We start from the raw sequence: 26,780 nt of genomic DNA on the forward strand, positions 1-26,780 counted from the left end.
CTGGATCTACCGAAGTGACAATTTACCGGGGCGGCGACGGCGGGCGAATATCGTTCGCGCCGGCGGCGAGTTCGAGCGCCAGGCGGGCAACGGCGGGTACTCCCCCGTCGGTGAGCGCTTTCACGAGCGCAGAGCCGACGATGGCGCCGTCGGCGTAGCCGAGAATCTCACGGACCTGCTCGGGGGTGGAGATGCCGAGGCCGACGCAGGCGCTCGTGCAGCCGGCGGCGCGCAGGCGTTCCACCAGGATACGAGCGGCGGCATCGACGCCCGCGCGAGCACCGGTGGTACCCATCGTTGAGACGGTATAGACAAATCCGCGGCTGGCTTCGATCGCCTGCACCAGGCGGGCATCGGACGAGGACGGCGCGGCCAGGAACACCCGGTCGAGTCCGGTGCGCTCGCTCGCGGCCATCCAGTCGGCGGCTTCATCGGGAATGAGGTCGGGGGTGATCAGACCCGCGCCCCCGGCGGCCCGGAGGTCATCGGCGAAACGCTCAGCTCCGTACTGAACGACCGGGTTCCAGTAGGTCATCACCAGAACGGGCGCGTCGACCTGCTCGGTGATGGCCCTGATCGCTTCAAAACCGTGGCGGAGTTTGAACCCGTTGGCCAGTGCCTGCTGGGTTGCCGCCTGAATGACCGGGCCATCCATCACGGGGTCGGAGTAGGGCAGGCCGAGTTCGATGATGTCGACGCCGTTGGCGACGAGGGCCACCGCCGCGTCGATGCTCTCGTTCAGGGTGGGGAAACCAACCGGCAGGTAGCCGATGAGGGCTCCCCCGCCCTCGGTCCGGCGGCGGGAAATGGTCTGTTCGACCGAGCTCACGATGCCGCTCGTCGTTCCATGTCGAAAAACGGGGGTGGTCATGACTGGTCAGCGCCTTCGTCGAGCAGATCGAAGTACCGGCCCGCTGTTTCCATGTCTTTGTCGCCGCGACCGCTGAGGTTGACCAGGATGGTCGCTTCAGGGCCGAGCGCACGGCCGAGTTCGAGGGTGCCGGCGAGGGCGTGCGACGACTCGATCGCGGGGATGATGCCCTCGGTGCGGCTGAGCAGGCGCAGGGCGCTCATCGCCTCGTCGTCGCTGATCGGCAGGTAGGTGGCCCGGCCGATGCTCGCGAGCCAGGCGTGCTCCGGTCCGACCCCCGGATAGTCGAGGCCGGCCGAGATAGAGTGGGAATCGATGGTTTGGCCGTCTTCGTCCTGCAGCAGCATGCTGCGGGCGCCGTGCAGTACTCCGGGACGCCCCTTGGTGATGGTGGCAGCGTGCCGCGGCGTGTCAATGCCGTCGCCGGCCGCCTCATAGCCGAACAGGGCGACATCCGGGTCGTCGAGGAAGGCATGAAAGATGCCCATGGCGTTGGAGCCGCCGCCGACACAGGCTGTGACAGCATCCGGCAGGCTGCCGGTCAGGTCGAGCACCTGCTGACGGGCTTCTTCACCGATGATCTTCTGAAAGTCACGCACCATGGCGGGGAACGGATGCGGGCCGGCCACGGTTCCGAAAATATAGTTGGTGGTCTCAACGTTGGTGACCCAGTCGCGCATGGCGTCGTTGATGGCATCCTTCAGGGTGCGCGAGCCGGTCTTGACCGGAACGACCTCAGCACCGAGCAGGCGCATCCGGGCCACGTTGAGGGCCTGGCGTTCGGTGTCGACCTCGCCCATGTAGACGACGCACTCCAGCCCGAAGAGGGCGGCGACGGTGGCCGTGGCCACGCCGTGCTGGCCGGCCCCGGTTTCCGCGATGACGCGGGTCTTGCCGATGCGCTTGGTGAGCAGGGCCTGGCCCAGGGCGTTGTTGATCTTGTGCGAGCCGGTGTGATTGAGATCTTCGCGTTTGAGGATGATGCGGGCGCCGCCGGCGTACTCGGCGAAGCGCGGAACCTCGGTGATGATCGAGGGGCGACCGGCGTAGTTGACGTGCAACTCCATCAGGGCCGCGGCGAAGGCGGGATCGTTCTTGGCGAGTTCGTATTCCGCCGTGAGTTCATCGAGCGCCGCCACGAGGGATTCGGGCACGAACCGGCCGCCGAAGCCGCCGAAATACGGGCCGGACTGCGCACGCAAGGATTCTTTTCGCAAAGACATTTAAACCGCCAAAAACTCGGAGAGGGTTCGGATGGGGTCGCTCGTGACGAGCGCTTCGCCGACCAAGACGACGTCGGCGCCGGCTGCACGGTAGTGCGCGACGTCGGCGGCAGTCTTGACGGCAGATTCGGCGACTCGGATGACGCCGGACGGAATTTTGTCGGCCAGAGTTTCGAAGAGGTTCTGGTCGAGTTCAAAAGTGGACAGGTCGCGGGCGTTGACCCCGACCAGGCTCGCACCGATGTCGAGTGCGCGGCTCACTTCGTCGCCGCTGTGCGTTTCGACCAGGGCGGTCATGCCGAGCTCACGAATGAGATCGTGGAGGGAGACGAGGGTGGCCTGATCGAGCGCGGCCACGATCAGCAGCACAAGGTCGGCGCCGGCTGCGCGCGCTTCGAACACCTGATATGGGGTTCCGATGAAGTCCTTGCGGAGGATAGGAATGCTCACCGCAGCCCGCACCTGTACGAGGTCGGTCAGTGAGCCGTGAAAGCGGCGACCCTCGGTTAGCACGCTGATAGCGCTCGCCCCGCCGGTCTCATAGGAGACAGCAAGTGCTGCCGGGTCGGTAATGGCCGCCAGGGAACCGCGGCTGGGGCTGGCCCGCTTGATTTCCGCGAGAATCTTGACGCGATCAGCCGGGGCCAAAGCCGCCAGCGCGTCGAGTGCGGGCGCGTGGGCGCGCGCCGCCGTCTCGACGGTCGCCAGCGGGCGAGTCAGGAGGCGTTGTTCGGCATCGGATACCGAGCCGGCGAGAAGTTCTTGAAGCACCAGGTCTCTTTGCAGCCGGTCAGTGGCCGGGCGACGTGGCATTGACGCCGTAGCCGACCTTGCTGAGTACGTAGCCGACGATGACGCCGGCGATGAGCAGCCCGAAGGACGCCCAGACGAGCCAGACCAGCTCGAAGAAGAAGGCTGTGGTGCCGATGGTGAAAGCGGCCAGCATGATGATGACCGCGGTCCAGGCCGCCGGGGAGTGGCCGTGTCCGGGATCTGACAGATCGATGCTCATGGTTCTCCTCGTAAATACGTTAACTACTGCGTGCGTTGACCAGCGGGTCAAGTCTAGCGGAGCGACGGCCCGCCTTCAGCGAGCGGTCGGGTCTTCACCGCGACTGAGATCGTCCCAGTCGCCGACCGAGTCGCTCGCGGCGGTCGGTGCGGGCGGCGAGTCGCCGACGAAGGGCGCAGCCGGCACGGAACCGTCGGCTGAGGCGACCGATTCAAAACGCACGGCCTGGTACTTGCGGGTCGGGCCAGGCCAGCGCGCGCTGGTCAGGATCACCATCACCCCGGTGGCGGCCATGAGTACCGCCGCCGCCATGGCGACGTATGGCCACGGCGTGACAACTGTGCCGAGCACGCTCAGCTGAATGGATTCATGTCCGGCGATGCCCGTCGCTGCGGTGACCGCAGCGGCACTGGCTCGCGATGGGTCGTCGACCGCGAGGAACGCGGCGAGAAACACCGACACCCCGAGCAATACCTCGAGGGCGCCGAGCACGATGCGAATGAGCCGACCGGCAATGGTGAGGGCACCGGCCAGGGCGAAACCGCAGAGCGCGAGTGCCGTCAGCGCCGGCGCGGCGATGGCTCCGTCGATCTGCAGCACCTGGGTGCCAGCGTCGGGAAGTCCCACTTCCGCGTGGACCCAGACCTGGGTCCAGGCCAGCAATGCCAGTGCGCTCGCACCCAGAATGGTGAGGATGAGAATGAGTTTGAGCCGACGGGGCGACATCCGTTTGGCTGTTTCTGTCGGGGTATCGGGCACCATTAGAAAACCCTCCGCATCGCGTTGGCCACGGCGACCGCACGCAATGGTGCGGCGGCCTTGTTCTGGGATTCCTGGTACTCGGAGGCCGGGTCGGAATCGGTGACGACGCCGCCACCCGCCTGCACGCGGGCGATGCCGTCCTTGATCGTCGCGGTGCGAATGGCGATGGCGAGGTCGGCGTCACCGGCAAAGCCGAAGTAGCCGACCACTCCCCCATACACGCCGCGCTGGGCCGGTTCGAGGGCGTCGATGATCTCCAGAGCCCGCGGTTTCGGAGCGCCCGACAAGGTTCCAGCCGGGAACGTGGCGCGGAAGACGTCGATCGCGGTTTTGCCGGGCACCAGGTTGCCCTCGACCGAGGAGACCAGGTGCATGATGTGACTGAAGCGTTCGATGCGCATGAACTCGGTCACTTCAACGGATCCGGCGGTGCAGACCTTGAGCAGGTCGTTGCGGGCCAGGTCGACGAGCATGAGGTGCTCTGCACGTTCCTTGGGGTCACCGGCGAGTTCGATCGCGTAGTCGGCGTCGGCATCCGGTGTGGTGCCGCGCGGCTTCGAGCCGGCGATCGGATGGGTGAAGACACGTTGGTCTTGAACCTTGACGAGGGCTTCGGGTGAGGACCCAACGATCCAGTACGGGTCTCCGCTCGGTGTTTCCAGGCTCAGCAGGTACATGTACGGGCTCGGATTGAGGCTGCGCAGCACCCGGTAGACGTCGATTGGGTGCGCGGTGCAGACCTGGTCGAAGCGCTGGGAGATGACGACCTGAAAAACATCGCCATCGACGATGTGCTGCTTGCCGATGTTGACGGCGGCGAGAAAGTCTTCGCGCGTGGTGCGATTGCTCGGCGCGCTCGGTGCCTGCAGGTCGACCTCGGCTAGCCAGGCTTCCCCGGGGGCGGCGAGGCGCTTTTGCAGGGAATCCAGGCGAGCCGTCGCATCCGCCCACAGTGTGTCTGGCGTGTCGGTGCCGTCGTTCAGGACGTTGGCGATGAGCTGCACGGTGCCGTACTTGTGGTCGAGTACGACGAGGTCGGCGACGAAGCTGAAGGACTGACCGGGTACGTCGTAGTCGGCCGGCGGCTGATGCGGCAGGCGTTCAATCTGACGGATCGCCTCCCACCCGATGAAACCGACGAGGCCACCGGTCAGCGGCGGGTGTTCGGGCAACCGCGGCGTCTGCCAGCGGTCGAACAGATAGGCCAGGGCTGCCAGCGGGCCCAGCTCTGCGGCGGAGCCCAAGGCCCGGTCGGCGGAGAGGCCGTAGTCGATCCACCGGGTGTTGTCGCCCTCCTGGGTGAGCACGCCGAACGACGACACCCCCACGAAGGAGAAGCGCGACCAGATGCCGCCCTGTTCGGCGGACTCGAGCAGAAAACTGCCCGGCAGACCGTTGGCCAGCTTGCGGTATATGCCGACCGGGGTCTCACCGTCGGCGAAGAGCTCCCGAATGACCGGAATGACCCGATGCGCGTCACGGAGGGCATCGAACTGGCCCCGGGTTGTGGAGCCGGCGGTGCGGGCGCCCGTTGCGGCCGGGGTGGTGGCTGTCATTCCGTGGGCCTTTCCATGGAGCTGGCACCGAGGTCGCGCCCGTCGAAACAGGTGCGCGAGCCGGTGTGGCAGGCCGCCCCAACCTGGTCGACCTGCACGAGCAGGGTGTCATTGTCGCAATCGAAGGCGGCCGAGTGTACGTACTGGGCGTGGCCCGACGTGTCGCCCTTTCGCCAGAATTCCTGCCGGCTGCGCGACCAGAAGGTGACGCGCCCTTCGGTGAGGGTGCGGCGCAGCGCCTCGCGGTTCATCCAGCCGAGCATGAGCACCTCGTGGGTGTCCCACTGCTGAATGACGGCGGGCAGCAGGCCGGATTCGTTGAAGACGGCGGCGTCAAGCTGGGTAGTGAGTTCGGCGCTCATCAGCGCACCAGCATTCCGGCGTCGGACAGCTCGCGCTTCACGTCGCCTACGGTCAGTTGTGCATTGTGAAAAACGGATGCCGCCAGCACGGCGTCCGCGCCGGCGCGGATAGCGGGGGGAAAGTCTTCGACCCGGCCGGCGCCACCGGAGGCGATCACCGGAACCCGACTGTTGGCCCGCATGAGCGCGATCAGTTCGGTGTCGAAGCCGGCCTTGGTGCCGTCGGCGTCGATCGAGTTGACCAGGAGCTCCCCCGCGCCCAGCTCGATCGCCTGCCGAGCCCAGGCCACGGCATCCAGGTCGGTCTCGGTGCGACCGCCGTGGGTGGTGACGATGAAGCCGCTCTCGGTGCGATGGGAGCGCTTCACATCGAGGCTCAACACGAGTACCTGGGCGCCGAACCGGTCGGCGATCTCATTGATCAGGGCCGGTCGGGCGATCGCGGCGCTGTTGACGCCGACCTTATCTGCACCGCTCGCCTGCAGGCGCGAGACGTCTTCGACGCTGCGAATACCGCCGCCGACGGTGAGCGGAATGAACACCTGCTCGGCCGTGGCTCGCACCACGTCGTAGGTGGTCGCGCGGTTGTCGACCGTGGCCGTGACATCGAGAAAGGTGAGCTCGTCAGCGCCCTGCTCGTAGTACCGGCGCGCGAGTTCGACCGGGTCGCCGGCATCGCGCAGGTTCTGAAAGTTAACACCCTTGACGACACGACCGTTGGCCACGTCGAGGCAGGGAATGACGCGCACACTCAGGGTCATGCTGGTTATCCTCTCGCGGGGTTCTTAGAGGCGGGCGTTGTGAATGGTGGTGACCAGAATGGCCCGGGCGCCGAGGGCGTAGAGGGCATCCATCACGTTGTTCATGTCGAGGCGGGCGATCATGACGCGCACGGCGGCCCACTCCGGGTCGTGCAGCGAGGACACCGTCGGCGATTCGATGCCCGGAGCAAGCGCTGCCGCAGCGTCGAGCAGGGCGACCGGAATGTCGTAGTCCAGCAGCACATACTGGCGGGCCACGAGTACGCCCTGCAGGCGGCGCAACAGGGTATCGATGCCGGCCTTGTCGTTGGTGGAGCTGATCAAGACAGCGGTGGACTCGAGAATGACCGGTCCGAAGATTTCGAGGCCCGCCTTGCGGAGGGTCGTGCCGGTGGAGACGACGTCGGCGACGGCATCCGCTACGCCGAGCTGAACGGCCGATTCGACGGCGCCATCGAGTTCCACGAGGTCGACGGTCACTGAGTGGGTGGCGAGGAAGCGTTCAACCAGGCCGGGGTAGCTCGTGGCGACACGCAGACCGTGGAGGTGCTTCAGCTCGGTGAAGCGGCCAGCCGGACCGGCGAAACGAAAGGTGGAATCGCCGAAGTCGAGACTGGCGATCTCCACGGCTTTGGAGTGCGAGTCGAGCAGCAGGTCGCGGCCGGTGATACCGACGTCGAGGGCGCCGGATCCCACGTAGGTGGCGATGTCACGGGGGCGCAGGTAGAAGAACTCGACCCCGTTGCGGGGGTCGGCGGTAACGAGGTCGCGCGGGTCGCGACGGCCGGTGTAGCCGGCTTCGGCGAGCATCTGCGCGGCGGTTTCAGACAACGAGCCCTTGTTGGGCACGGCAATTCTCAGCATGGGGGTACTTTCTCGGTTTTGGATCACGCGACTATTCACTGATTTCGAGCCAGCTGGTGCGCTGGCGCGGGTCACAGATGTCGGTAGATGTCGGCCGGAGAGAGCCCTTTGGCGATCATCATGACCTGCAGGTGGTACAGCAACTGGGAGATCTCAGCGGAGGTTTCGTCGTCGCTCTGAAACTCGGCGGCCATCCAGACTTCAGCGGCTTCCTCAACAATTTTCTTGCCAATGGCGTGCACGCCGGCGTCGAGTTCGCGTACGGTACCGGAGCCCTCTGGACGGGTGGCGGCCTTGTCGCTCAGTTCTACGAAAAGGTCATCAAATGTTTTCACGACTCTAGGTTACCCGCACCGTGACGGTGGCTGGCCGCGCTCTGGCGCAGCAGGGCGATCTGGGCGGCCGGATTCTCGGCCCCGAACACGCTGGAACCGGCCACGAAGGTGTCGGCGCCGGCCGCGGCTGCGATCTCGATGGTCTGCGCGGTGATGCCGCCGTCGACCTGCAGCCAGACGTCGAGGCCGCTGTTCTGCACCGTTGTTCGCAGCTGGGCAAGCTTCGGCATGGTTTCGTGCATGAACCTCTGGCCGCCGAAACCGGGCTCGACGGTCATGACGAGCACCTGGTCGAATTCGGGGAGCAGGTCGAGGTAGGGCGTCACATCGGTGCCGGGCTTCAGCGCGAGACCGGCGCGGGCGCCGATCTCGCGCAATTTTCTCGCCAGCGCGACCGGTTCTGTCGTGGCCTCGGCATGAAAGGTGACCGAGTAGGCGCCGGCCTCGGCGTAGCCGGGCGCCCAACGCTCGGGGTCGTCGATCATCAGGTGGATGTCGAGCGGCAGCGGCGAGACCTGCTGCAGGCGTTGCACCATACCGAGTCCGAACGTGAGGTTCGGCACGAAGTGGTTGTCCATGATGTCGACGTGCACCAGATCGGCCGAGCGGATGCGACCCAGCTCGCTCTCGAAATTGGCGAAGTCGGCGGCGAGGATGCTCGGATTGATGCGGGTAGCCATCCACTCAGCTTATCGCTGTGCGATCGGGCTAGGACTGTGCGGCAATCGCGGCGCCCGATGGCTGGGGGCGCACCCACGGGCGTGACCGCGCACGATCTGGGTGGTCGCTACGGTAACGGGCCTAGCGCGCACCCGTTTCGGGGGTGCTCATCCGCTGGACGCAACGAGCCCAAAAGACGTGGGGCTAGGGGGCGCGCTGCAGCAGGGTGATGAACATCGCGTCGGTGCCATGGCGATGCGGCCAGAGCTGCACGCTGCCGGTGTCGGCGGGCAGGTCGAGGTTGGCGGCGCTGAAGGACTGCACGACGGCCGCGGTATCGAGCGCGGTCACGCTGCCGCCGGCCTTGCGCACGGCGAGGGCAACGATCGCCCGGGTCTCGGCGGTGTGCGGCGAGCAGGTGACATAGGCCAGGATACCGCCGGGCTTGAGCGCGAGCAGAGCCGCGTCGAGGAGCCCGGACTGCAGGCCGGCCAAGTCGGCGACGTCCTTGGGCTGCTTGCGCCAGCGGGCCTCCGGTCGGCGGCGCAGTGCACCGAGGCCGGTGCAGGGGGCATCGAGCAGGATGCGATCGAAGGTGTCGGCATGAGTCTGACCGATGGTGGTGCCGTCGATCTCCCAGACCGGAACGGTCTCCGGCAGAGCCTGCAGGGCAGTGCGCACGAGCGTTGCCCGCGCAGGAACGAGCTCGTTCGCCACGAGTTCGGCTCCCCCGGCGCGCGCCTCGGAGGCGAGCAGGGCGGCCTTACCCCCGGGGCCGGCGCACAGGTCGAGCCAACGCTCCCCCGCAACGATCGGCTTGGCCCGGCTGAGCGCCAAGGCAGCGATCTGCGATCCTTCGTCTTGCACCCGAACGCGACCCTCCGTGGCGGTCACCAAGTGGTACGGGTCTCCGGAATCCAGCACGAAACCGACCGGGGAGAATTCGTCGGCGAGGCCCAGTCGTTCACGGTCGGCGTCGGTGGCGAGGCCGGGCAGTGCGACCATGTTGACCTTGGCGGCCATGTTGTCGGCAGCGAGCAGGTCGGCGAGCTCGTCTTCGTGGCCTTCAGCTTTGAGCGCCTGGCGGAAGGCGCGCACGATCCAGGCCGGGTGCGAGTATTCGGCGGCGAGCCGGTCGTCGACGTTGACCGCCCCTTCGAGCACGCGCTCGCGCCATTCCTCGGCACTCGACCGGGCGATGGTGCGCAGCACCCCGTTGGTGAAGCCGGTCGCGGAGCGGGAGCCGACCTGTTTGGCGAGCGAGACGGATTCGTTGACCGCGGCGTGGGTCGCGACGCGGGTGGCGAGCAGCTGGTGGGCGCCGAGACGCAGCACGTCGAGAATGGCGGGGTCGATGGCGCTCACCGGCCGGTTCGCGGCGAGGGCAATGACGCGATCGTAGAACCCCTGCATGCGCAGGGTGCCGTAGGTGAGCTCGGTCGCGAGGGCGGCATCCGCTGTGCCCAGGGCAGCGCGCTGAATGCGGGTCGGCAGTAGCAGGTTGGCGTAGGCGTCGGACTCGCGAACGGCGGCTATCACCTCGTAGGCGATGCGGCGGGCCGGCTGCACGTAGTCGGCCGGGGCCTGGCGAGAGCGGGCCGGCGTCGTGCCGGCCCGATCCATACGCGCGCGATCATCGCTCATGAAGCCGTCACCGATTCTGCTCCCACTCCGCGCCACCAGTCGTTTGCTGTCATTGCTGTCTTTCCGGCCGGTTGCACGCGCAGCAGAACCAGCGGTTCGGTCTGCGTGCCCACGAGCACTGTTTTATCGAGCTGCAGAATGGTTCCGGCAGGCAGATGGGGTTCGAGGGCGCTCGGCGCGACCTCGAGGAGTTTCAGAACGGCGCCGTTCACGGTGGTGAATGCGCCCGGTTCGGGTGTCACGCCACGAATGTGACTGTAGACGGACGCTGCCGGCCGGCCGAAATCGATACGCGCGTCCTCCCGCACCAGTTTGGGCGCGAGAGTCACCTCACCGGTCTGCGGGACGGCAACGGCGGTGCCGGCGGCGAGCTCGTCGACGACTCGCAGCAGCAGGTCCGCTCCGCTATGGCTCAGTTCCTCCAGAAGTATTCCCGATGTGGAATGTGCTCCGACGGGGCGGGAGAAGCTGCCGAACACGGCACCGGCGTCGAGTTCGGGCACGAGCTGGAACACGGCAGCACCGGTGAGTTCATCGCCGGCCAGGACGGCACGCTGCACCGGCGATGCACCGCGCCAGCGCGGCAGGATTGAGAAGTGCAGATTGATCCAGCCGAGGCGGGGAACGGAGAGCAGCGGCTCGCGCACGATTCCGCCGTAGGCGACGATGACGCCGAGGTCGGGCTGCAGGGCGCTGATGATATCGGTCGCCTCCGCATCGAGCCGGTTGGTCTTCAGCATCGGGTAGCCCCGTTCGGTCGCAGCCTGCGCGACCGGCGACGGGGTAAGGGTGCGTTTGCGGCCGAGGGGGGCATCCGCTCGGGTGATCACGGAGACGATCTCATGATCGGTCCCGGCCAGGACAGTGAGGCTGGGGACGGCGACCTCCGGCGTGCCAGCAAAGACGAGTTTCATTTAGAGCAGCTCCGGGTCGTCGAATCGAACTCTAAGTGTAGGTGCCGGTGGGAACGAGCCGGACTTCGGCTTGCGACGCCTGGCCGCGTTGCGCACGACCGCCGCCTTGAGCGCGTGGGCGACCTCATCGCCTCGGGCGTAGCCGAACCGCACGACCGCCCGCACCAGCGGCGGCTCGGTGTCCACCGGACCGAGCACGTCGAGGCCGGCGACCGCAGCCAGATCGGCCAGGGCAGCGTCGACGTCAGCGGCGGTTCCCGTCACGGACGCAACCCGCACCGCCGGCGGAAAGCGCAGCTGACGACGGTCGGCCAGCTCGCTCACGGCGAACGTGTCGGGCCGCCAGGAGTTGAGTGCCCGGGCCAGGGCGCCGCCGACTCCGGTGAGCAGTACGGGCGCGCCGGGTGCGGCGAGGGCGGCGGCGTTGGCCCACCAGCGAAGGCAGTCCTCACCGACGCGAAGGGATTCGCGGGCCAGCATGCGTTCGCCGTCGAGAATGAGGATGGCCCGGTAGCCGCCGGTCGGCACCGGTTCGGCGCCGCGGGTGGCGATGATGAGGGCCGGCTGCGGGCCGATGGTCTGCACGGTGTGCTCGCCGTCGGCGACGATCACTCGCGCCCCCGGGAAGGCGCGGCCGAGTTCTTCGGCGGTGCGGCCGGTACCGAGCGTGACGACGCGCAGTTTGGTGCCCTCGCAGTGCAGGCAGGTCCAGCCGGCGGCCAGGGCGCCGCACCACCGGCAGGACGGCACGGCGGAAGCCGATTTGAGGCCGAGCGGTCCCTGGCAGTGCGTGCAACGGGCGGCCTTCTTGCAGCTCTGGCACGCGAGCATGGGCGCGTATCCGGGGCTGGCGACCTGCACCAGCACGGGGCCGTGTTGGAGCGCTTCGCGGGCGGCCTGCCAGGCGGCCGAGGGGATGCGGGCCGCACGAGCCTGCTGATCGGGCTCGGACTGAAAATCGGTCGGAATGATGCGCGGGTGCCGGTCGGCGGCGGGACTCACCTCGCTGACGTAGCCGAGCTCGACCAGGCGCTGGGTCTCGACACTGCGGGAGTGGCCGAGCAGCACGAGGGCGCAGTCGGCGTCCTGCTGGCGCACGAGGGCGGCGTCGCGAGTGTTGACGTAGGGGCTGAGCGGCTCGGTGTAGAGCGGGTCGCCGTCGTCCCAGAGAGCGATCAGGCCGAGGTCGTGCGCCGGGGCATACACGGCAGACCGGTTGCCGAGGATGATTCGCGGCGCGGATTCGAGGCAAGCCAGGAAGGCACGGTACCGGTCGGGGTTGGGCTGGCGGGCGTCGACCCGGCTCAGCGGAAGGTCGGGGGCAAGCTGGGCGAGGGCGGCCTGCACCTGGTCCTGGTCGCGAAAGTCGGGAACGCACAGAATGGCGCTCTGCCCGGTGCCGAGGGTGGCGACGGCGAGTTCGGCGAGAGTTTTCGCCCAGCGTCCGATGGAAGTGCCGTCCTCGAGCTGGGTGAGTTCGGGGATCGCAGCGACGGCGACCCGGTGGCGCTCCACGATGGCGGTGTCGAGGCGGCCGGTCGGGTAGCCGACGAAAGCCGGGTTGGCCAGGGCGATAAGGACGGGTGACGGTGCCGGAATGGCGGTCTCGACGGGCTCAGACATCGCGGCCAACCAGGCCTTTTCGACTCGCACCTGGCGGGGCGGAACAGCGAGACGGATGATGTCGCTCGCGTTCCCCGCCGCCCGATCCGCTAGGCGGCGGGCCAGTTTCCAGACGTCAGGCGTGAGCACGACGGCCGTGGACACGACCGAGTCGAGCTCACTGAGGGCGCCGCGGTAGGCGCCATCCGCTTCAAAATCGACAACCCCTCGCGGGGCGCGCGGATCGAATACCTCGATCACGTAGGCGTCGACGACGCGACCGCCGGAACGAAACGGCACCTTCACGCGCACGCCAGCGGCCACCTGCCCGACCAGTTCGGCGGGTATGCCGTAGTCGAACAGGTGGTCCAGTTGCGGCAGGGGGGAATCGATCAGCACCCGTGCGACGAGGCCGGTGTGCGTCATGACTGTGCCGGTTTCAGAGGCCGGCGGCGCTTCGCAGGTCGTCGACCTTGTCGAGCCGCTCCCAGGTGAAGTCGGGCAGCTCCCGGCCGAAGTGACCGTAGGTGGCGGTCTGCGCGTAGATGGGCCGCAGCAGGTCGAGTGAGTGGATGATCGCTGCCGGACGCAGGTCGAACACGTCCCGGATCGCCGCCGTGGTCTCCCGGTCGGGCAGCACCCCGGTGCCGAAAGTCTCCACGTACAGACCGACCGGGGACGCCTTGCCGATCGCGTACGCGACCTGCACCTCGAGGCGTTCGGCCAGGCCCGCCGCAACAGCGTTCTTAGCAACCCAGCGCATGGCGTACGCGGCCGAACGGTCGACCTTGGACGGGTCCTTGCCGCTGAACGCACCGCCGCCGTGGCGGCTCGATCCGCCGTAGGTGTCAATGATGATCTTGCGCCCGGTGAGGCCGGCGTCACCCTGCGGGCCCCCGATTTCAAAGCGGCCGGTGGGGTTGATGAGCGTTGCCAGCGCGGAGGAGTCAAGGTCGATGCGCTCGAGCACCGGGCGAATAACAAGTTCTTCAACCTCGGCGCGCAGCCGCTGTGTGGTCACGGACGGCGCGTGCTGCGTCGATACCACGACGGTTTCGACGGTGCGGGGAATGATGCCGTCGTAGCCGATGGTGACCTGGGTCTTGCCGTCGGGGCGTAGGTAGTCGAGTTCGCCGCTCTTGCGCACGAAGGCGAGGCGCTCGGCCAGGCGGTGCGCGATCCAGATCGGGATCGGCATGAGTTCGGGCGTCTCGCGGGTGGCGTACCCGAACATGATGCCCTGGTCGCCCGCGCCCTGCCGGTCGAAGTCGTCGAGGCTGGACTGCTCACGCGTTTCGAAGGCGTTGTCGACGCCCTGAGCGATGTCGGGCGACTGGCCGCCGATGGAGATTTCGACGCCGCAGGATCGGCCGTCAAACCAGACGTCGGACGAGTCGTAGCCGATATCGGTGATGCACTTGCGCACGATCGACGGAATCTCGACGTACGCCTCAGTGCTGACCTCGCCGGCTACGTGCACGAGGCCGGTGGTGACGAGGGTCTCAACAGCGACGCGGCTGTGCGGGTCGTCCGTGAGGAGGGCATCGAGGATACTGTCGGAGATCTGGTCGCAGATCTTGTCGGGGTGACCCTCGGTGACTGATTCCGAGGTGAAGAGGCGAAGATCGCTCATCTGGCCCGTCTCTGTAGAAGTTGAATGCCGGTCGCAGCTGAGGCTAACCGATCAGGTCAAGTATGCAATTGGCCACCGACATCTTGCTGCCGGAGACCTCACTCACTATAACTCCGTGGCGATCGAGCACCGTCACGGTGTTACGTTCCGTGCCGAAACCTGCGTCCTGCCCCACCCGGTTCACGACCAGGTAATCGCAGCCCTTGCGGGTGATTTTGTCGCGACCGAGGGCCAGCAGCCGGTCGGCATCCGTTTCGGTTTCGGCGGCAAAGCCGATGATCAGTTGACCCGGCCGGCTGGCAGTAGAGAGCTCAGCCAGAATGTCGGGGTTCTTGACCAGTTCCAGCGTGAGGGTGTCCCCCACGTCTTCCTTTTTGATCTTGCCGACCTGCACGGACCGGGGCCGATAATCGGCGACCGCGGCGGCCATGATGATGACGTCGGCCGTTCCGGCGGCGCGCGTCATGGCCTCGTGCATCTCAAGGGCACTGCCCACGAGAACGGTCGTGATGCTGGTCGGAACGGCCACCTCGAGGTTGGCGGCGACCAGTGTGACCAAGGCCCCGCGGGCCAGGGCCGCCTGGGCGAGCGCGACGCCCTGCTTACCGCTCGAGCGGTTGCCGAGGAACCGCACCGGGTCGAGCGGTTCCCGCGTGCCGCCGGCGCTGATCAGTACTCGGCGACCGGCGAGATCCGGCACAGCGGATGCCGCAGCCTCACCAGCAGACATCGCCCGGTCGAGCACGGCCAGCGCCACCGCGACGATGGTGTCCGGCTCTTCCATGCGGCCGGCGCCGGAGTCGGTGCCGGTGAGCCGACCGACGCCGGGGCCAACGATGGTGATACCGCGCGAGCGCAGCACGGCCACATTCGCGACCGTGGCGGGGTTATTCCACATCTCGGTGTGCATGGCCGGTGCGATCACGAGCGGCGCGGTGCTGGCCAGGATGGTGTTACCGAGCAGGTCGTCGGCGAGGCCGGCGGCGAGTTTGGCGATGCTGTTGGCCGTTGCCGGTGCGACGACGATGAGGGCGGCGCCCTGGCCGATGGCCACGTGGCGTACCTCGGCGACGCCCTCATAGAGGTCCGTGTGCACCGGGTTACGCGAGATGGCCTCGAGGGTGGGCTTGCCGACGAAGCGCAGTGCCGCCGGGGTGGCGACCACGTGCACCGAGTCGCCGTTCAACACAAAAGCGCGCACAATGTTGACGGCCTTGTACGCTGCGATGCCGCCGGTGATACCGACGACAATCGTGCGAGGTGTCTTCATCCTGCGCGCTTAGTGGTGAGTGCTCTAGGCCTCGACGATCGGGCGGGAAACGAGCTTGTCGTCGTTGATCTCGCGCAGGGCCACCGAGAGCGGCTTGTCTTCGACGGTCGAGTCGACGAGTGGTCCGACGTTGTCGAACAGGCTGCCTTCGTGCAGGTCGGCGTAGTAGTCGTTGATCTGACGCGCACGCTTGGACGCGAAAATCACGAGGGCATACTTCGAGTCGACCTTGGAGAGCAGGTCGTCGATGGGCGGGTCAATGATGCCAGTGGGCTTGTTCGCCATTGGTGTCACACTCCTAATAGAGCACGGCCTGAGGCCAGTGCGAATCTGTTGTTAAACGAAAACATGAGCGGTATACGTGCCCGGAGACACGCAAGAATTCAGCAGGAACGGGCGCTACGACATGCTGGATGCAGCGCGGATCCCCATCAAGTCTACGACCTCACGGGCGGCGTCGCCGACATCGTGGTTGATCACGCGGTAATCGAACTCGCCCTGGGCCGCCAATTCCAGCTTGGCGGTCTCGAGTCGACGGGCCTGTTCGGCGGCATCTTCGGTGCCGCGGCCGATCAGGCGGCGCACCAATTCGTCCCAGCTCGGCGGCAGCAGGAACACCAGCCGGGCTTCGGGCATGGCACGGCGCACGGCGCGAGCCCCCTGCAGGTCGATCTCGAGCAGCACGCTGTTGCCGGCTGCGATGGCCGTATCAACCGGGCCGCGGGGTGTGCCGTAGCGGTAGGCGTTGTGCACCTTGGCCCACTCGAGCAGTTCGCCGCCCGCGACCATGCGGTCGAATTCGTCGTCGGAGACGAAGTAGTAGCTGACCCCCTCGGTCTCCCCCGGGCGCGGTGCGCGCGTCGTGGCCGAGACGGAGAGCAGCACGTCGGGGTAGTTCTCCCGGATATAGCCGGCGACGGTGCCCTTGCCGACCGCGGTGGGGCCGGCGAGAACGATGAGTTTGGAGTCGGCTACGCCGTGCCGGAGCGTGGGCCGTTCGGAGAGAAAGTCCCGCAGCCGGTCGCGCTGGTGCCGGCCCAGGCCGCCGAGCCGCTTAGACGGCGAGATTTCGAGCCGATGGATGATGCGCTGCATCTTGGTCACACCGATGGCCGGAATGCTCACGAGCAGCTCGGTCACTCGCAGCCGCCCCTCGACCCCGATCGGGTCCTTGATCGCGGTGGCGAGCACCTCGAGGGCGGTTCGTTCGCCCGAAGCAACCTCGGCTTTGACCTTGGCGCGGGCTCGCCTGGCAGCGACGGCGGCGCGCGACGCAGCCACCCGGTCGACTTCGGGCGGGGTGGGACGGTTTTCAGCCACGAACGGCACCTACTTCGGTTACTCGGCGCTCAATGGCTTCTTCGATCCGGTGGGGTCCGGCCGAGAGCACACTGCGCGATTCACTCACGATAACCCCTCCGGCGTATTCACCATATATCAAGGTCAGATCCATAATATTCCCTCCCTGGTGACCAAAACCGGGTGCGAGCACGGGAGTTCGAAATTCGGTCGGCGCCCGCTGCACGTCGATGCCGAAGGCGGCCAGGTCGAGAGTGGCTCCGAGCACGACGCCGATCGACCCGAGACCGGTCGCCAGACCAGCGGATGCCGCACTAGGGCCGGCCCGTGCGTTCCGCGCTCCCACGTCGTCGAGAATGGCCCGGGCGACGCTCGATCCCTGGAACGGACCGTCGGCCACGATGGCCCGCTGAACGTCCGCGGCCTCGGGGTTGGAGGTCGCGGCCAGCAGAAACACACCCTTGCCGTTCGATGCGGCGAGGGTGAGTGGTGAGTCGAGCGAACCGACACCCATGTACGCGGCGAGGGTGAGAGCATCCACTTCGAGCGGGGAACCGGGCGTGAACCAGGCCTGCGCGTAGGCTTCGACGCTCGTGCCGAGGTCGCCGCGTTTGGCGTCGCCGATCACGAGCAGGCCGGCCGACCGGGCGTCGGCCAGCACGCGTTCGAGCGCCAGGAAGCCCGCCGAACCAAAGCGTTCGAAGAAGGCGACCTGCGGTTTGACGATACCCACCCGGCCGGCCGCAGCCGCGACGACGGCACGACCGAACGATTCGACGCCGGCCGCGGTGTCGGGCAGGTTCCACTCACCGAGCAACCAGGAATGCGGGTCGATGCCCACGCAGAGCTGGCCGTAAGTGGCAAACATCCGCTCAAGCCGGTCACCAAAGGAAACCGGGCTCACAGCACGGCCGCTGTTCACAGCAGAGCGGTTCGGGCCGTGGCGTATTCCTGAAGCGAGGTCACCTCGAACCCGTCGCGAATCGAGTCGATCGAGGCTACTGCGGCGCTGAGTTCGGCGATCGTGGTGAACAGCGGCAGGTCGCCGGCCACTGCAGCGGCACGAATCTCGTAGCCGTCGGCGCGGGCCGTGCTGCCACCGGGGGTGTTGATGACGATCTGGATCTCTTCGCGGCGAATGAGCTCGACGATGGAGACGTCGTCCTCGCCGGTTTTCTCACTGAACTTGGTCACGACACGGGCGCGGATGCCGTTTCGCTGCAACACCTCGGCGGTGCCGATGGTTGCGGTGATCTCGTAGCCAAGCTGCTGCAGGCGCAGCATCGGCAGGATGATCGCTCGCTTGTCGCGGTCGGAGACCGACACGAACACGGTGCCGGAGAGCGGGATTCCGCCGTAGGCGGCGAGCTGGCTTTTGGCGAACGCCCGCGGGAAGTCGCGGTCGATGCCCATGACCTCGCCGGTGGAACGCATCTCCGGGCCGAGGATGGAGTCGACCACGAGGCCCTCGGGGGTGCGGAACCGGTTGAACGGCAGCACGGCTTCCTTCACGGCGACCGGCGCTTCGATCGGCACGCGGGAGCCGTCGATGAGCGGCAGCTTGCCCTCCGCCTTCAGCTCGGCGATGGTCGTGCCGACCATGATGAGCGCGGCGGCCTTGGCGAGGGTGATGCCCAGTGCCTTCGCGACGAAAGGCACCGTGCGCGAGGCGCGCGGGTTGGCTTCCAGCACGTAGAGCACTCCGGCGCCGATGGCGAACTGCACGTTGAGCAGGCCTTTCACGCCGATACCGCGGGCGATGCCGAGGGTCGCTTCGCGCACACGGTCGATTTCGGCGCGCCCGAGGGTGACCGGCGGCAGGGTGCAGCTCGAGTCGCCGGAGTGGATGCCGGCTTCTTCGATGTGCTCCATGACGCCGCCGATGTACAGTTCGTGGCCGTCGTAGATGGCGTCGACGTCGATCTCGATGGCATCGTCGAGAAAACGGTCGACCAGAAGCGGATGCCCCGCCCCGATGATTCCCTGTCCGGCCATGCGCTGAAAGTAGTCCGCCAGCGATGGGGAATCGTAGACGATCTCCATGCCGCGTCCGCCGAGCACGTAGCTCGGGCGAACGAGCACCGGGTAGCCGATTTCTTCGGCCACCACCACGGCGCCGGCAAAGTCGATCGCTGTTCCGTTGCGGGGGGCGAGCAAGCCGGCGTCGTCGAGGATCTTCGAGAACAGGCCGCGCTCTTCAGCCAGGTCGATGGCGTCGGGCGTGGTGCCAAGAATGGGGATGCCGGCCGCCTCGAGTCCGCGGGCCAGGCTCAGCGCGGTCTGGCCGCCGAGCTGCACGACCACGCCGACGAGTTCGCCGCTCTGGCTTTCGGCGTAGATGACCTCGAGCACGTCTTCAAGGGTGAGCGGTTCGAAGTACAGTCGGTCGCTGGTGTCGTAGTCGGTGGAGACCGTCTCCGGGTTGCAGTTGATCATGATGGTCTCATATCCGGCGTCCGACAGGGCGAAGGAGGCGTGTACACAGGAGTAGTCGAATTCGACGCCTTGCCCGATGCGGTTCGGTCCGGACCCGAGGATAACGACCTTGCGGCGGTCGCTGGCGACAACCTCGGTCTCGGTGTCATAGCTCGAGTAGTGGTACGGCGTGAGGGCCGGGAACTCCCCCGCGCAGGTGTCGACGGTCTTGAACACGGGGCGCACACCGAGAATGTGCCGCACCGTGCGCACATCCGCTTCGCCAAAGCCGCGCAGTTCGCCGATCTGCGCGTCGGAGAAGCCGTGGTCCTTGGCGAGGATCATGACGTCGCGGTCGAGTCGGTCGGCGGCTTTGACCTGCTCGGCGATCTCGTTGATCAGCACGATCTGGTCGATGAACCACGGGTCGATCTTGGTCGCAGCAAAGACCTCGTCGATTGTCGCGCCGCGGCGCAGGGCCTGCTGCACGGTGACGATGCGGCCGTCGGTGGGAATCTCGGCGGCGGCGAGCAGTTCCTCGACAGAGCGGGCCTCCGCGCCCCAGTGAAAGCTCGAGCCGCGCTTTTCGAGCGAGCGCAGTGCCTTCTGCAGGGCGGAGGCGAAACTGCGACCGATGGCCATCGCCTCGCCGACCGACTTCATGGTCGTGGTCAGCCGCTGGTCAGCGGCCGGGAACTTCTCGAACGCAAACCGCGGAACCTTCACCACGACGTAGTCGAGCGTGGGTTCGAAGCTCGCCGGGGTGACTCCGGTGATGTCGTTGGGGATCTCATCCAGGCGGTAGCCGATGGCGAGTTTGGCGGCGATCTTGGCGATCGGGAAGCCGGTCGCCTTGCTGGCCAGGGCGGAGGAACGCGACACCCGCGGGTTCATCTCGATCACGATGACGCGGCCATCGACCGGGTTGATCGCGAACTGGATGTTGCAGCCGCCGGTGTCGACGCCGACGGCGCGGATGATGTCGATCGAGATGTCGCGCAGGTGCTGGAATTCACGGTCGGTCAGGGTGAGCGCCGGGGCGACGGTGATCGAGTCGCCGGTGTGCACGCCGACCGGGTCGACGTTTTCGATGGAACAGACGACGACCGTGTTGTCGGCCGTGTCGCGCATCATCTCGAGTTCGTACTCTTTCCAGCCCAAAATGGATTCTTCGAGCAGCACCTCGGTGGTCGGGCTGTGGTGCAGGCCGTCAGTGACGATGCGGCGCAGTTCCACCTCGGTGTAAGCGAAGCCGCTTCCGAGGCCGCCCATGGTGAAGGAGGGGCGTACAACGAGCGGGTAGCCGAGGTCATCGGCGTAGCCGATCGCTTCCTCGACGGTGCGGGCAATGTACGAGCGGGCCACGTCGGCGCCAGCGTCGAGCACGAGCTGCTTGAAGATCATGCGGTCTTCGCCCTTGTTGATAGCGTCGAAGCTCGCGCCGATCAGCTCCACGTTGTACTTCTGAAGGATTCCGCGCTCGTGCAGCTGGATGGCCGCGTTGAGGGCGGTCTGCCCACCCAGGGTGGGCAAAATCGCATCCGGTCGTTCCTTCGCGATAATCGTCTCAAGAATCTCGGCGGTGATCGGTTCGATGTAGGTGGCATCGGCAAAATCGGGGTCGGTCATGATGGTGGCCGGGTTCGAGTTGACCAGGATGACGCGTACGCCTTCCTCGCGCAGAACGCGGCAGGCCTGGGTGCCGGAATAGTCGAACTCGCAGGCCTGGCCGATGACGATCGGGCCGCTGCCGATGACAAGAACGCTGTTGATATCGTCGCGCTTGGGCATTATTTGGTTTCTCCTGCATTGGCGCTCTGCGAAGCCAGCACAACGTCTCTGAATCGATCGAAAAGGTGGTTGGCGTCGTGCGGGCCGGCGGCGGCCTCCGGGTGGTACTGCACCGAGAAGGCGTTGATGTCGAGGCAGCGGATGCCTTCGACGACCTGGTCGTTGAGGCTGTAGTGGCTCACTTCAACCCGTCCGAAGCCGGCGCGGGAGTCGTGGATGCCCTCGATGGGCATGTCGACGGCGAAACCGTGGTTCTGCGAGGTGATCTCGACCCGCCCGGTGGTCTTGTCGAGCACCGGCTGGTTGATTCCCCGGTGGCCGAACGGCAACTTGTAGGTGCGAAAGCCGAGCGCGCGGCCGAGCAGCTGGTTGCCGAAGCAGATGCCGAAGTATGGGATGCCCGCGCGCAGCACCTCCTGCAGCAGGGTGACATGGGCGTCGGAGGCGGCCGGGTCGCCGGGTCCGTTCGAGAAGAACAGGGCTGAGGGCTTCAGCGACAAAACGTGCTCTGCGGTCACCGACTGCGGCAGCACGAGCACTTCGAAGCCCCGCTCGGCCAGGTAGGTGAGCGTGCTGGTCTTCACGCCGAGATCGAGCACCGCGACGGAGCCGATGCGTTCTCCGACGGCGGGGATGGAGAAGGGTTCGACGGTCGAGACCTCGAGCGACAAGTTGCGGCCGCGCATGGCCGCGCCCGAGCGCACCCGTTCGAGCTGTTCGCTCTCGGACAGGCCGAACAGATCACCGGAAAAGATACCGCTCCTCATGGCACCCGCGGAGCGGATGTGACGGGTGATCGCCCGGGTGTCGATACCGCTGATCCCGACCACGCCCTGCTCTTCGAGATCATCGTCGAGGGTGCGAGTGGCGCGAAAATTAGAGGCGATACGCGCGGGTTCCCGCACGATGAAGCCGGCCACCCAGATCTGACGGGACTCCATGTCCTCATCATTCATGCCGGTGTTGCCGATGTGCGGGGCGGTCATGAGCACGATCTGCCCGGCGTAGGACGGGTCGGTCAGGGTCTCCTGGTAGCCGGTCATGCCGGTGGCGAAGACGATCTCGCCGAGGGTCTGCCCCTCACTGCCGTAGCTGCGGCCCACGAAGCGGCGACCGTCTTCGAGCACGAATACGGCTGGGCCGGGCTTGTCCGTCACGGAGAAGGTGGCGTTCAGCGCAACGGATGCTGCGGGCTGGCCCGATCCGGCCACGCCCGAGACGGACTGCTCGGGGGTTGCCTGTTCGGCTGATTCGGTGGAATCTGCCTGGTCTGGTGCGGTGGAGTCGGGCACGTCAGGCCTCACTTTCGTCTTGATGGGCCGGATCTGTGCGCGCGGCGGTAATGGTTCGGATCGAGTCGACGAGGCGAGCGCGATCATTCGGATCGATGATGCGAAAGAAGCTGTCGACGGCACGGCGGTCGTCGGTGCTGGCGGCCGAGTTTAGTCGCCAGCTCAGACGAACGAGTCCGTCAGTTTCGACGGCACGGTCGATGGCGACCTGGGCGGCGCCGATCGCGTCGATGGCTGCGGCCGAGACGAACACCGGCTGGTTGCCGTCGAGATCCAGCACCACGCCGGTCTCGGACACGGTCAGGGCGGCGCGGGCGCGAAAGCCCAGGCCACGGATGGCGAGGCGTTCGAGCGGTGCGTCGCGGGGCGTGGTCGCCACGTAGTAGGCCTCGGCCCTGGCCAGCTCGACTGCGGCGCTGCCTGGCATCGGGTAGCCGGCACTGAGCCCGGCGTCTCGCCGGCTGCGCTTTCGCCAGCTGCGCCACATGAGCACGAGGACGCCGAGCAGGACGAGCGCTGTGATGATGGCGGGGATGGACCTATCCATGAGTGAGTACTCCGCTCGCGTGACCGGCTATCTCGAGGCTGCTGCGCACTGCTCCATCGAGCACCGTGGCGTAGCCGCGGTGGAACGTTGCGCGCACCTCGCCCGGCAGGGTCATTGACAGGTACGGGGAGTTTGTACTCGTGCCGGCGAGGTCGGCGCGGCCGAACACTCGGGTGGCCGCAGCGTCGTACAGGGTCAGTTCGGCCGGCGACCCGACCGCGATCGGGTTGCCCTGACCAGTGACGCGCCCGATGTGAGCGGGCGCACGGGAAAGCACACGTTCGATGTCGACCCAGTCGAGCAGCCCGGTCGCGACGACAGCGGCGTGCACGACCGACAGCGCTGATTCCAGCCCGATCATGCCGTTGGCGGCGGCGTCCCACTCGCAGTCCTTGCTTTCGGCGGGGTGCGGGGCGTGGTCGGTGGCGACGATGTCGATGGTGCCGTCGGCGAGTCCGGCGCGCAGGGCTTCGACGTCTTCGCGGCTGCGCAGCGGAGGGTTCACCTTGAACCGGGCGTCGTAGCCGCGCACGAGATCTTCGGTGAGCAGCAGGTGGTGCGGCGTGACCTCGGCGCTCACGTTGATGCCGCGGGCCTTGGCCCAGCGGATCACGTCGACCGAGCCGGCCGTGGAGACGTGGCAGACGTGCAGGCGTGACCCGACGTGTTCGGCCAGCAGAACGTCGCGGGCGATGATCGACTCTTCGGCGACGGCCGGCCAGCCGACCAGGCCGAGTTCGCCGGAGAGGGCGCCCTCGTTCATCTGGGCTTTTTCGGTGAGGCGCGGTTCCTGCGAGTGCTGGGCGATGACGCCGTCGAACGCCTTCACGTATTCGAGGGCGCGACGCATGAGCAGCGGGTCAGAGACGCAGAAGCCGTCGTCGGAGAACACCCGCACGCGGGCGCGACTGGAGGCCATGGCGCCGAGTTCGGCGAGTTGTTTGCCGGCCAGGCCCACGGTGACGGCGCCGATCGGCTGCACGTCGACGTAGCCGGCGGTTTCGCCGAGGGCGAGCACCTGCTCGACCACCCCGGCGGTGTCCTGTGCCGGCAGGGTGTTGGCCATGGCGAACACGCTCGTGAAGCCGCCGCGGGCGGCAGCGCGGCTGCCGCTCAGCACGGTTTCGCTGTGCTCGTAGCCGGGTTCGCGCAGGTGGGCGTGCAGGTCGACCAGACCGGGCAGCGCGATGAGCCCGTCGGCGTCGATCACGCTCGCGCCGCTCGGGGAGAGGCCGGACCCCAGCTCGACGATGCGTGCACCATCAAGACGGATATCCGTGCCCGTGCCGTCCGGCAGGGTCGCCCCGCGAATCAGCCAGCGCTGTTGCAAACCGTCAATCGACATTCTTTGATTCCTTCCGGTCACCGGATAAGAGCAAGTAGAGTGCGGCCATCCGCACGGAGACACCGTTCGTGACCTGTTCGAGCACGGTGGAATTAGCGGAGTCGGCCGCCGCCGAAGAGATCTCCAAACCACGATTCATCGGGCCCGGGTGCATAACAATGCTAGCCGGACCGAGCCGACCGAATCGCGCGTCGTCGAGGCCCCACACCCGGGAGTACTCGCGGCTGCTTGGGAAGAAGGCCGCGCTCATCCGTTCGGTCTGGATGCGCAGCATCATGACCACGTCGGGGCCGGCGTCGATCGCGTCGTCGAGGTCGAAGCTGAACCGGGCAGGCCAGAGCGAGGTGTCGCTCGGCAGGAGGGTGGGCGGGGCCACGAAGGTGACCTCGGCGCCGAGGGTGGTGAGGAGCCACAGGTTGGAGCGGGCGACCCGGGAGTGCAGCACGTCGCCGACGATGGTGACAGTCACCCCGTCTAGGCCCTTGCCGCGCGAGGCCGGGCCATGATTGCGGCGGCGAATGGTGAACGCGTCGAGCAGGGCCTGGGTGGGATGCTCGTGGGTGCCGTCGCCGGCGTTGATGATGCCGGCGTCGATCCAGCCGCTCGCGGCGAGTACCGCCGGGCCGCCGGAGGCCGGGTGGCGGATGACGACTCCGTCGGCACCGATCGCGGCGAGGGTTTGCGCGGTGTCCTTCAGGCTTTCACCCTTCGACACGCTCGATCCCTTGGCGCTGAAGTTGATCACGTCGGCGCTCAGGCGCTTTGCGGCGGCTTCAAAGGAGATGCGGGTGCGGGTGGAGTCCTCGAAGAACAGGTTGACGACGGTCTTGCCACGCAAAGTCGGGAGTTTCTTGACCTCCCGCTGGGCGACATCCGCCATGTCTTCGGCAATGTCGAGCAGGTTGATCGCTTCGTCCCGGGAAAGGTCCTTGGTAGACAGCAGGTGCCTCATCGGTTGCTCCCGCCGTCGATCGAGACGAATTCGTCGCCGTCGATCTCTTCGAGGTGCACGTTGATGCGCTCGTCGGTGGCCGTCGGCAGGTTGCGACCCACGAAGTCGGCCCGAATTGGCAGCTCGCGGTGGCCACGATCGACGAGAACCGCCAGACGCACGATGGTGGGGCGGCCGTGATCACCGAGCGCGTCGAGGGCGCTGCGGATGGTGCGGCCCGAGTACAGCACATCGTCGACGAGGACGACGGTGGCACCGTTGATGCTGCCTGGCACTTCGGTTCGGGACGGCGTGCGGGTGCGGCCGTGGGCGAGGTCGTCGCGGTAGAGCGTGACATCAAGCGATCCGACTCGCACGGCCGTTGCCGCGGGTTCGATGCTCTGGATGATCTCGGCAATGCGGCGAGCGAGAATAACCCCGCGTGTCGGGATACCGAGGATGACGAGGTTTTCCGGGCCCCGATTGGACTCCAGAATCTCGTGGGAAATTCGAGTCAACGCGCGGGTGATGTCAGCCTGAGTGAGCACAATGTGCGCCAAATGCCGACCTCCTTCCCCGTCTCACAGGACGGATCATTAAAGGATGTCTGAATAGGTTCAGCTTAGTCGTTGGCACGCCCTTGTGGGCGCACCAACGACTTCCGGTGCACCGCGCTAGAAGGCAGCGGCGACGAAGGCCTGGAATTCGGCCAGGTCGGTGTTGCTGCCGGTGTAGTGCACGCCGTCGACGAGCACGGTGGGCGTGCCAGCAACCGACGGAATGTCGGCTCCATCGATCTTGGTCAGCGCGGCCTCGGTGTTCTGCTGGGACCAGCCCTCGTAATCCCCGGATTCGAGGCAGTCAGCGATGCTGATCGAGCCTGGCGCGAGGTCGGCGAGTTGGCTATTGCTGCGCCCGGCGGTCTGTTCGGAGGGCTGGTTGGCAAACAGAGCCGACAGAAAGGCGAGGGTCTCGTCGGGGTTCAGGGTGGCCTGGCAGGTCAGTGCCGCTGAGGCGCGGCTGGAGTAGTTCGTGCCCTGTGACCGCGAGTCGAGAAAGGTGAGTGAGTGCACTCGAAGCGTGATGTCGCCGCTCGCCACTCCAGCAGCGAGAAGTTCCCCGTTGGTCTGCTCGAACTGGGCACAGAACGGGCACATGGGGTCGACGTACTCGTCGATGATGACCGCGCCGGTGCCGAATTCGAGATAACCAGCGTCGAAGTTTGCGGCGCCGAGCTGACCGGTCGGCAGCGGCGCGGGCGACTCGGGAGCCGCCGACGACGTGGGCGAGCCCCCATCGAAGGAGCTGGAATTGGAGTCAATGGCGACCAGGAACGCCCCGATAGCGGAGGCAAAGACGATCAACAACACCAGCAGAACGCTTGTCACGGCGACCATGAAGTATCCGATGATGAGACCGGCCAGGGCGAAGCCACGGCCCAGCTCGCCCCGTGCGCGAATCTGCCCGAGCGCAATGTGTCCCGTGATGATGGCCACAAGGCCGATGAAGAACGACGACACGAACGACACGATGGCCAGGGTGTTGGTCTTCGGTGCACTCACGAACGGCGGGGGCACGAACGGCCCGGCTGGCACGCCCGTCGGCGGCACGGGTTGATACGGATTCGTCGGATTCGGCTGATCGCGGGGAGCGTCTGTTCCGGTGTTATCCATGTGCGTGTCCTTCGCTGG

General features: G+C 66.8%; 26 protein-coding genes. All 26 read right to left on the minus strand.

Annotated features, from left to right (window positions below):
• Positions 1–22: 22 nt before the first annotated feature.
• Positions 23–871 carry a tryptophan synthase subunit alpha gene (gene trpA, locus E3T29_RS02970; protein WP_134344010.1) on the minus strand — a complete coding sequence of 283 codons (849 nt, stop codon included), beginning with the start codon at positions 869–871 and terminating at the stop codon, positions 23–25.
• Positions 868–2,094, minus strand: coding sequence for a tryptophan synthase subunit beta (gene trpB, locus E3T29_RS02975; protein ID WP_134344011.1), 1,227 nt, complete (start codon positions 2,092–2,094; stop codon positions 868–870). The genes trpA and trpB overlap by 4 nt, the downstream gene beginning before the upstream one ends.
• A complete protein-coding gene (gene trpC, locus E3T29_RS02980; RefSeq protein ID WP_134344012.1) occupies positions 2,095–2,865 on the minus strand; it encodes an indole-3-glycerol phosphate synthase TrpC in 771 nt (256 codons plus the stop codon).
• A gap of 19 nt (positions 2,866–2,884) precedes the next feature.
• Positions 2,885–3,106: a DUF6704 family protein gene (locus E3T29_RS02985; protein WP_092340079.1), complete on the minus strand. Its 222-nt coding sequence runs from the start codon at positions 3,104–3,106 to the stop codon at positions 2,885–2,887.
• 75 nt (positions 3,107–3,181) lie between these two features.
• The gene (locus tag E3T29_RS02990) at positions 3,182–3,868 is read right to left on the minus strand and encodes a Trp biosynthesis-associated membrane protein (RefSeq protein WP_092340078.1); all 687 of its coding nucleotides are present in this window, start codon (positions 3,866–3,868) and stop codon (positions 3,182–3,184) included.
• On the minus strand, positions 3,868–5,424 hold the full coding sequence (locus tag E3T29_RS02995) for an anthranilate synthase component I (protein ID WP_134344013.1): 1,557 nt from the start codon (positions 5,422–5,424) through the stop codon (positions 3,868–3,870). Before E3T29_RS02995 ends, E3T29_RS02990 begins: the two co-directional genes overlap by 1 nt.
• Complete coding sequence (gene hisI, locus E3T29_RS03000; RefSeq protein WP_104090379.1) at positions 5,421–5,786, minus strand: phosphoribosyl-AMP cyclohydrolase; 366 nt, start codon at positions 5,784–5,786, stop codon at positions 5,421–5,423. Before hisI ends, E3T29_RS02995 begins: the two co-directional genes overlap by 4 nt.
• A complete protein-coding gene (hisF, locus tag E3T29_RS03005) occupies positions 5,786–6,547 on the minus strand; it encodes an imidazole glycerol phosphate synthase subunit HisF (RefSeq protein WP_104090381.1) in 762 nt (253 codons plus the stop codon). The genes hisI and hisF overlap by 1 nt, the downstream gene beginning before the upstream one ends.
• A 24-nt stretch (positions 6,548–6,571) precedes the next feature.
• Complete coding sequence (hisG, locus tag E3T29_RS03010) at positions 6,572–7,411, minus strand: ATP phosphoribosyltransferase (RefSeq protein WP_134344014.1); 840 nt, start codon at positions 7,409–7,411, stop codon at positions 6,572–6,574.
• Between the two features lie 71 nt (positions 7,412–7,482).
• Positions 7,483–7,746 (minus strand): phosphoribosyl-ATP diphosphatase, encoded by a 264-nt coding sequence (locus E3T29_RS03015; protein WP_092340073.1) that lies wholly within the window; start codon positions 7,744–7,746, stop codon positions 7,483–7,485.
• Complete coding sequence (gene rpe / locus E3T29_RS03020; RefSeq protein WP_092340072.1) at positions 7,743–8,426, minus strand: ribulose-phosphate 3-epimerase; 684 nt, start codon at positions 8,424–8,426, stop codon at positions 7,743–7,745. Before rpe ends, E3T29_RS03015 begins: the two co-directional genes overlap by 4 nt.
• Before the next feature lie 184 nt (positions 8,427–8,610).
• Positions 8,611–10,050, minus strand: a complete 1,440-nt coding sequence (locus tag E3T29_RS03025; protein ID WP_134344015.1) for an RsmB/NOP family class I SAM-dependent RNA methyltransferase — start codon at positions 10,048–10,050, stop codon at positions 8,611–8,613.
• Positions 10,047–10,964, minus strand: coding sequence for a methionyl-tRNA formyltransferase (gene fmt / locus E3T29_RS03030; RefSeq protein WP_134344016.1), 918 nt, complete (start codon positions 10,962–10,964; stop codon positions 10,047–10,049). The genes E3T29_RS03025 and fmt overlap by 4 nt, the downstream gene beginning before the upstream one ends.
• Positions 10,965–12,992, minus strand: a complete 2,028-nt coding sequence (locus E3T29_RS03035) for a primosomal protein N' (RefSeq protein WP_134344017.1) — start codon at positions 12,990–12,992, stop codon at positions 10,965–10,967.
• Positions 12,993–13,005: 13 nt separating this feature from the next.
• Positions 13,006–14,199 (minus strand): methionine adenosyltransferase, encoded by a 1,194-nt coding sequence (gene metK, locus E3T29_RS03040; RefSeq protein WP_134344018.1) that lies wholly within the window; start codon positions 14,197–14,199, stop codon positions 13,006–13,008.
• Positions 14,200–14,242: 43 nt separating this feature from the next.
• Positions 14,243–15,469, minus strand: a complete 1,227-nt coding sequence (gene coaBC / locus E3T29_RS03045) for a bifunctional phosphopantothenoylcysteine decarboxylase/phosphopantothenate--cysteine ligase CoaBC (RefSeq protein ID WP_134344019.1) — start codon at positions 15,467–15,469, stop codon at positions 14,243–14,245.
• A gap of 24 nt (positions 15,470–15,493) precedes the next feature.
• Positions 15,494–15,754: a DNA-directed RNA polymerase subunit omega gene (rpoZ, locus tag E3T29_RS03050; protein ID WP_092107764.1), complete on the minus strand. Its 261-nt coding sequence runs from the start codon at positions 15,752–15,754 to the stop codon at positions 15,494–15,496.
• 114 nt (positions 15,755–15,868) lie between these two features.
• Positions 15,869–16,789 carry a guanylate kinase gene (gene gmk / locus E3T29_RS03055; protein ID WP_134344020.1) on the minus strand — a complete coding sequence of 307 codons (921 nt, stop codon included), beginning with the start codon at positions 16,787–16,789 and terminating at the stop codon, positions 15,869–15,871.
• Complete coding sequence (gene pyrF, locus E3T29_RS03060; RefSeq protein ID WP_255575032.1) at positions 16,782–17,672, minus strand: orotidine-5'-phosphate decarboxylase; 891 nt, start codon at positions 17,670–17,672, stop codon at positions 16,782–16,784. Before pyrF ends, gmk begins: the two co-directional genes overlap by 8 nt.
• A 14-nt stretch (positions 17,673–17,686) precedes the next feature.
• On the minus strand, positions 17,687–20,974 hold the full coding sequence (carB, locus tag E3T29_RS03065) for a carbamoyl-phosphate synthase large subunit (protein WP_134344022.1): 3,288 nt from the start codon (positions 20,972–20,974) through the stop codon (positions 17,687–17,689).
• Positions 20,974–22,131, minus strand: coding sequence for a glutamine-hydrolyzing carbamoyl-phosphate synthase small subunit (gene carA / locus E3T29_RS03070; RefSeq protein ID WP_134344393.1), 1,158 nt, complete (start codon positions 22,129–22,131; stop codon positions 20,974–20,976). The genes carB and carA overlap by 1 nt, the downstream gene beginning before the upstream one ends.
• A 136-nt stretch (positions 22,132–22,267) precedes the next feature.
• The gene (locus E3T29_RS03075) at positions 22,268–22,813 is read right to left on the minus strand and encodes a hypothetical protein (protein WP_134344023.1); all 546 of its coding nucleotides are present in this window, start codon (positions 22,811–22,813) and stop codon (positions 22,268–22,270) included.
• Positions 22,806–24,158: a dihydroorotase gene (locus E3T29_RS03080; protein WP_092340063.1), complete on the minus strand. Its 1,353-nt coding sequence runs from the start codon at positions 24,156–24,158 to the stop codon at positions 22,806–22,808. Before E3T29_RS03080 ends, E3T29_RS03075 begins: the two co-directional genes overlap by 8 nt.
• Positions 24,148–25,110 carry an aspartate carbamoyltransferase catalytic subunit gene (locus E3T29_RS03085; protein ID WP_092340062.1) on the minus strand — a complete coding sequence of 321 codons (963 nt, stop codon included), beginning with the start codon at positions 25,108–25,110 and terminating at the stop codon, positions 24,148–24,150. The genes E3T29_RS03080 and E3T29_RS03085 overlap by 11 nt, the downstream gene beginning before the upstream one ends.
• A complete protein-coding gene (pyrR, locus tag E3T29_RS03090) occupies positions 25,107–25,649 on the minus strand; it encodes a bifunctional pyr operon transcriptional regulator/uracil phosphoribosyltransferase PyrR (RefSeq protein ID WP_134344024.1) in 543 nt (180 codons plus the stop codon). Before pyrR ends, E3T29_RS03085 begins: the two co-directional genes overlap by 4 nt.
• Before the next feature lie 114 nt (positions 25,650–25,763).
• Positions 25,764–26,762: a thioredoxin domain-containing protein gene (locus E3T29_RS03095; RefSeq protein ID WP_134344025.1), complete on the minus strand. Its 999-nt coding sequence runs from the start codon at positions 26,760–26,762 to the stop codon at positions 25,764–25,766.
• Positions 26,763–26,780: the final 18 nt, after the last annotated feature.

This window comes from Cryobacterium sp. TMT1-66-1, assembly GCF_004403435.1.
GTDB lineage: Bacteria > Actinomycetota > Actinomycetes > Actinomycetales > Microbacteriaceae > Cryobacterium > Cryobacterium flavum.

Coding starts and splice junctions, on each gene's coding strand:
- E3T29_RS03080 (WP_092340063.1), bottom strand. CDS start 24,158: ATGTCGATTGACGGTTTGCAACAGCGCTGGCTGATTCGCGGGGCGACC.
- rpe (WP_092340072.1), bottom strand. CDS start 8,426: ATGGCTACCCGCATCAATCCGAGCATCCTCGCCGCCGACTTCGCCAAT.
- E3T29_RS02985 (WP_092340079.1), bottom strand. CDS start 3,106: ATGAGCATCGATCTGTCAGATCCCGGACACGGCCACTCCCCGGCGGCC.
- trpB (WP_134344011.1), bottom strand. CDS start 2,094: ATGTCTTTGCGAAAAGAATCCTTGCGTGCGCAGTCCGGCCCGTATTTC.
- hisG (WP_134344014.1), bottom strand. CDS start 7,411: ATGCTGAGAATTGCCGTGCCCAACAAGGGCTCGTTGTCTGAAACCGCC.
- E3T29_RS03075 (WP_134344023.1), bottom strand. CDS start 22,813: ATGGATAGGTCCATCCCCGCCATCATCACAGCGCTCGTCCTGCTCGGC.
- fmt (WP_134344016.1), bottom strand. CDS start 10,964: ATGAAACTCGTCTTTGCTGGCACGCCGGAGGTCGCCGTCCCCAGCCTC.
- hisI (WP_104090379.1), bottom strand. CDS start 5,786: ATGAGCGCCGAACTCACTACCCAGCTTGACGCCGCCGTCTTCAACGAA.
- E3T29_RS03095 (WP_134344025.1), bottom strand. CDS start 26,762: ATGGATAACACCGGAACAGACGCTCCCCGCGATCAGCCGAATCCGACG.
- carB (WP_134344022.1), bottom strand. CDS start 20,974: ATGCCCAAGCGCGACGATATCAACAGCGTTCTTGTCATCGGCAGCGGC.
- E3T29_RS03035 (WP_134344017.1), bottom strand. CDS start 12,992: ATGACGCACACCGGCCTCGTCGCACGGGTGCTGATCGATTCCCCCCTG.
- hisF (WP_104090381.1), bottom strand. CDS start 6,547: ATGACCCTGAGTGTGCGCGTCATTCCCTGCCTCGACGTGGCCAACGGT.
- coaBC (WP_134344019.1), bottom strand. CDS start 15,469: ATGAAGACACCTCGCACGATTGTCGTCGGTATCACCGGCGGCATCGCA.
- metK (WP_134344018.1), bottom strand. CDS start 14,199: ATGAGCGATCTTCGCCTCTTCACCTCGGAATCAGTCACCGAGGGTCAC.
- E3T29_RS02990 (WP_092340078.1), bottom strand. CDS start 3,868: ATGGTGCCCGATACCCCGACAGAAACAGCCAAACGGATGTCGCCCCGT.
- E3T29_RS02995 (WP_134344013.1), bottom strand. CDS start 5,424: ATGACAGCCACCACCCCGGCCGCAACGGGCGCCCGCACCGCCGGCTCC.
- rpoZ (WP_092107764.1), bottom strand. CDS start 15,754: ATGGCGAACAAGCCCACTGGCATCATTGACCCGCCCATCGACGACCTG.
- E3T29_RS03085 (WP_092340062.1), bottom strand. CDS start 25,110: ATGAGGCACCTGCTGTCTACCAAGGACCTTTCCCGGGACGAAGCGATC.
- trpA (WP_134344010.1), bottom strand. CDS start 871: ATGACCACCCCCGTTTTTCGACATGGAACGACGAGCGGCATCGTGAGC.
- E3T29_RS03025 (WP_134344015.1), bottom strand. CDS start 10,050: ATGAGCGATGATCGCGCGCGTATGGATCGGGCCGGCACGACGCCGGCC.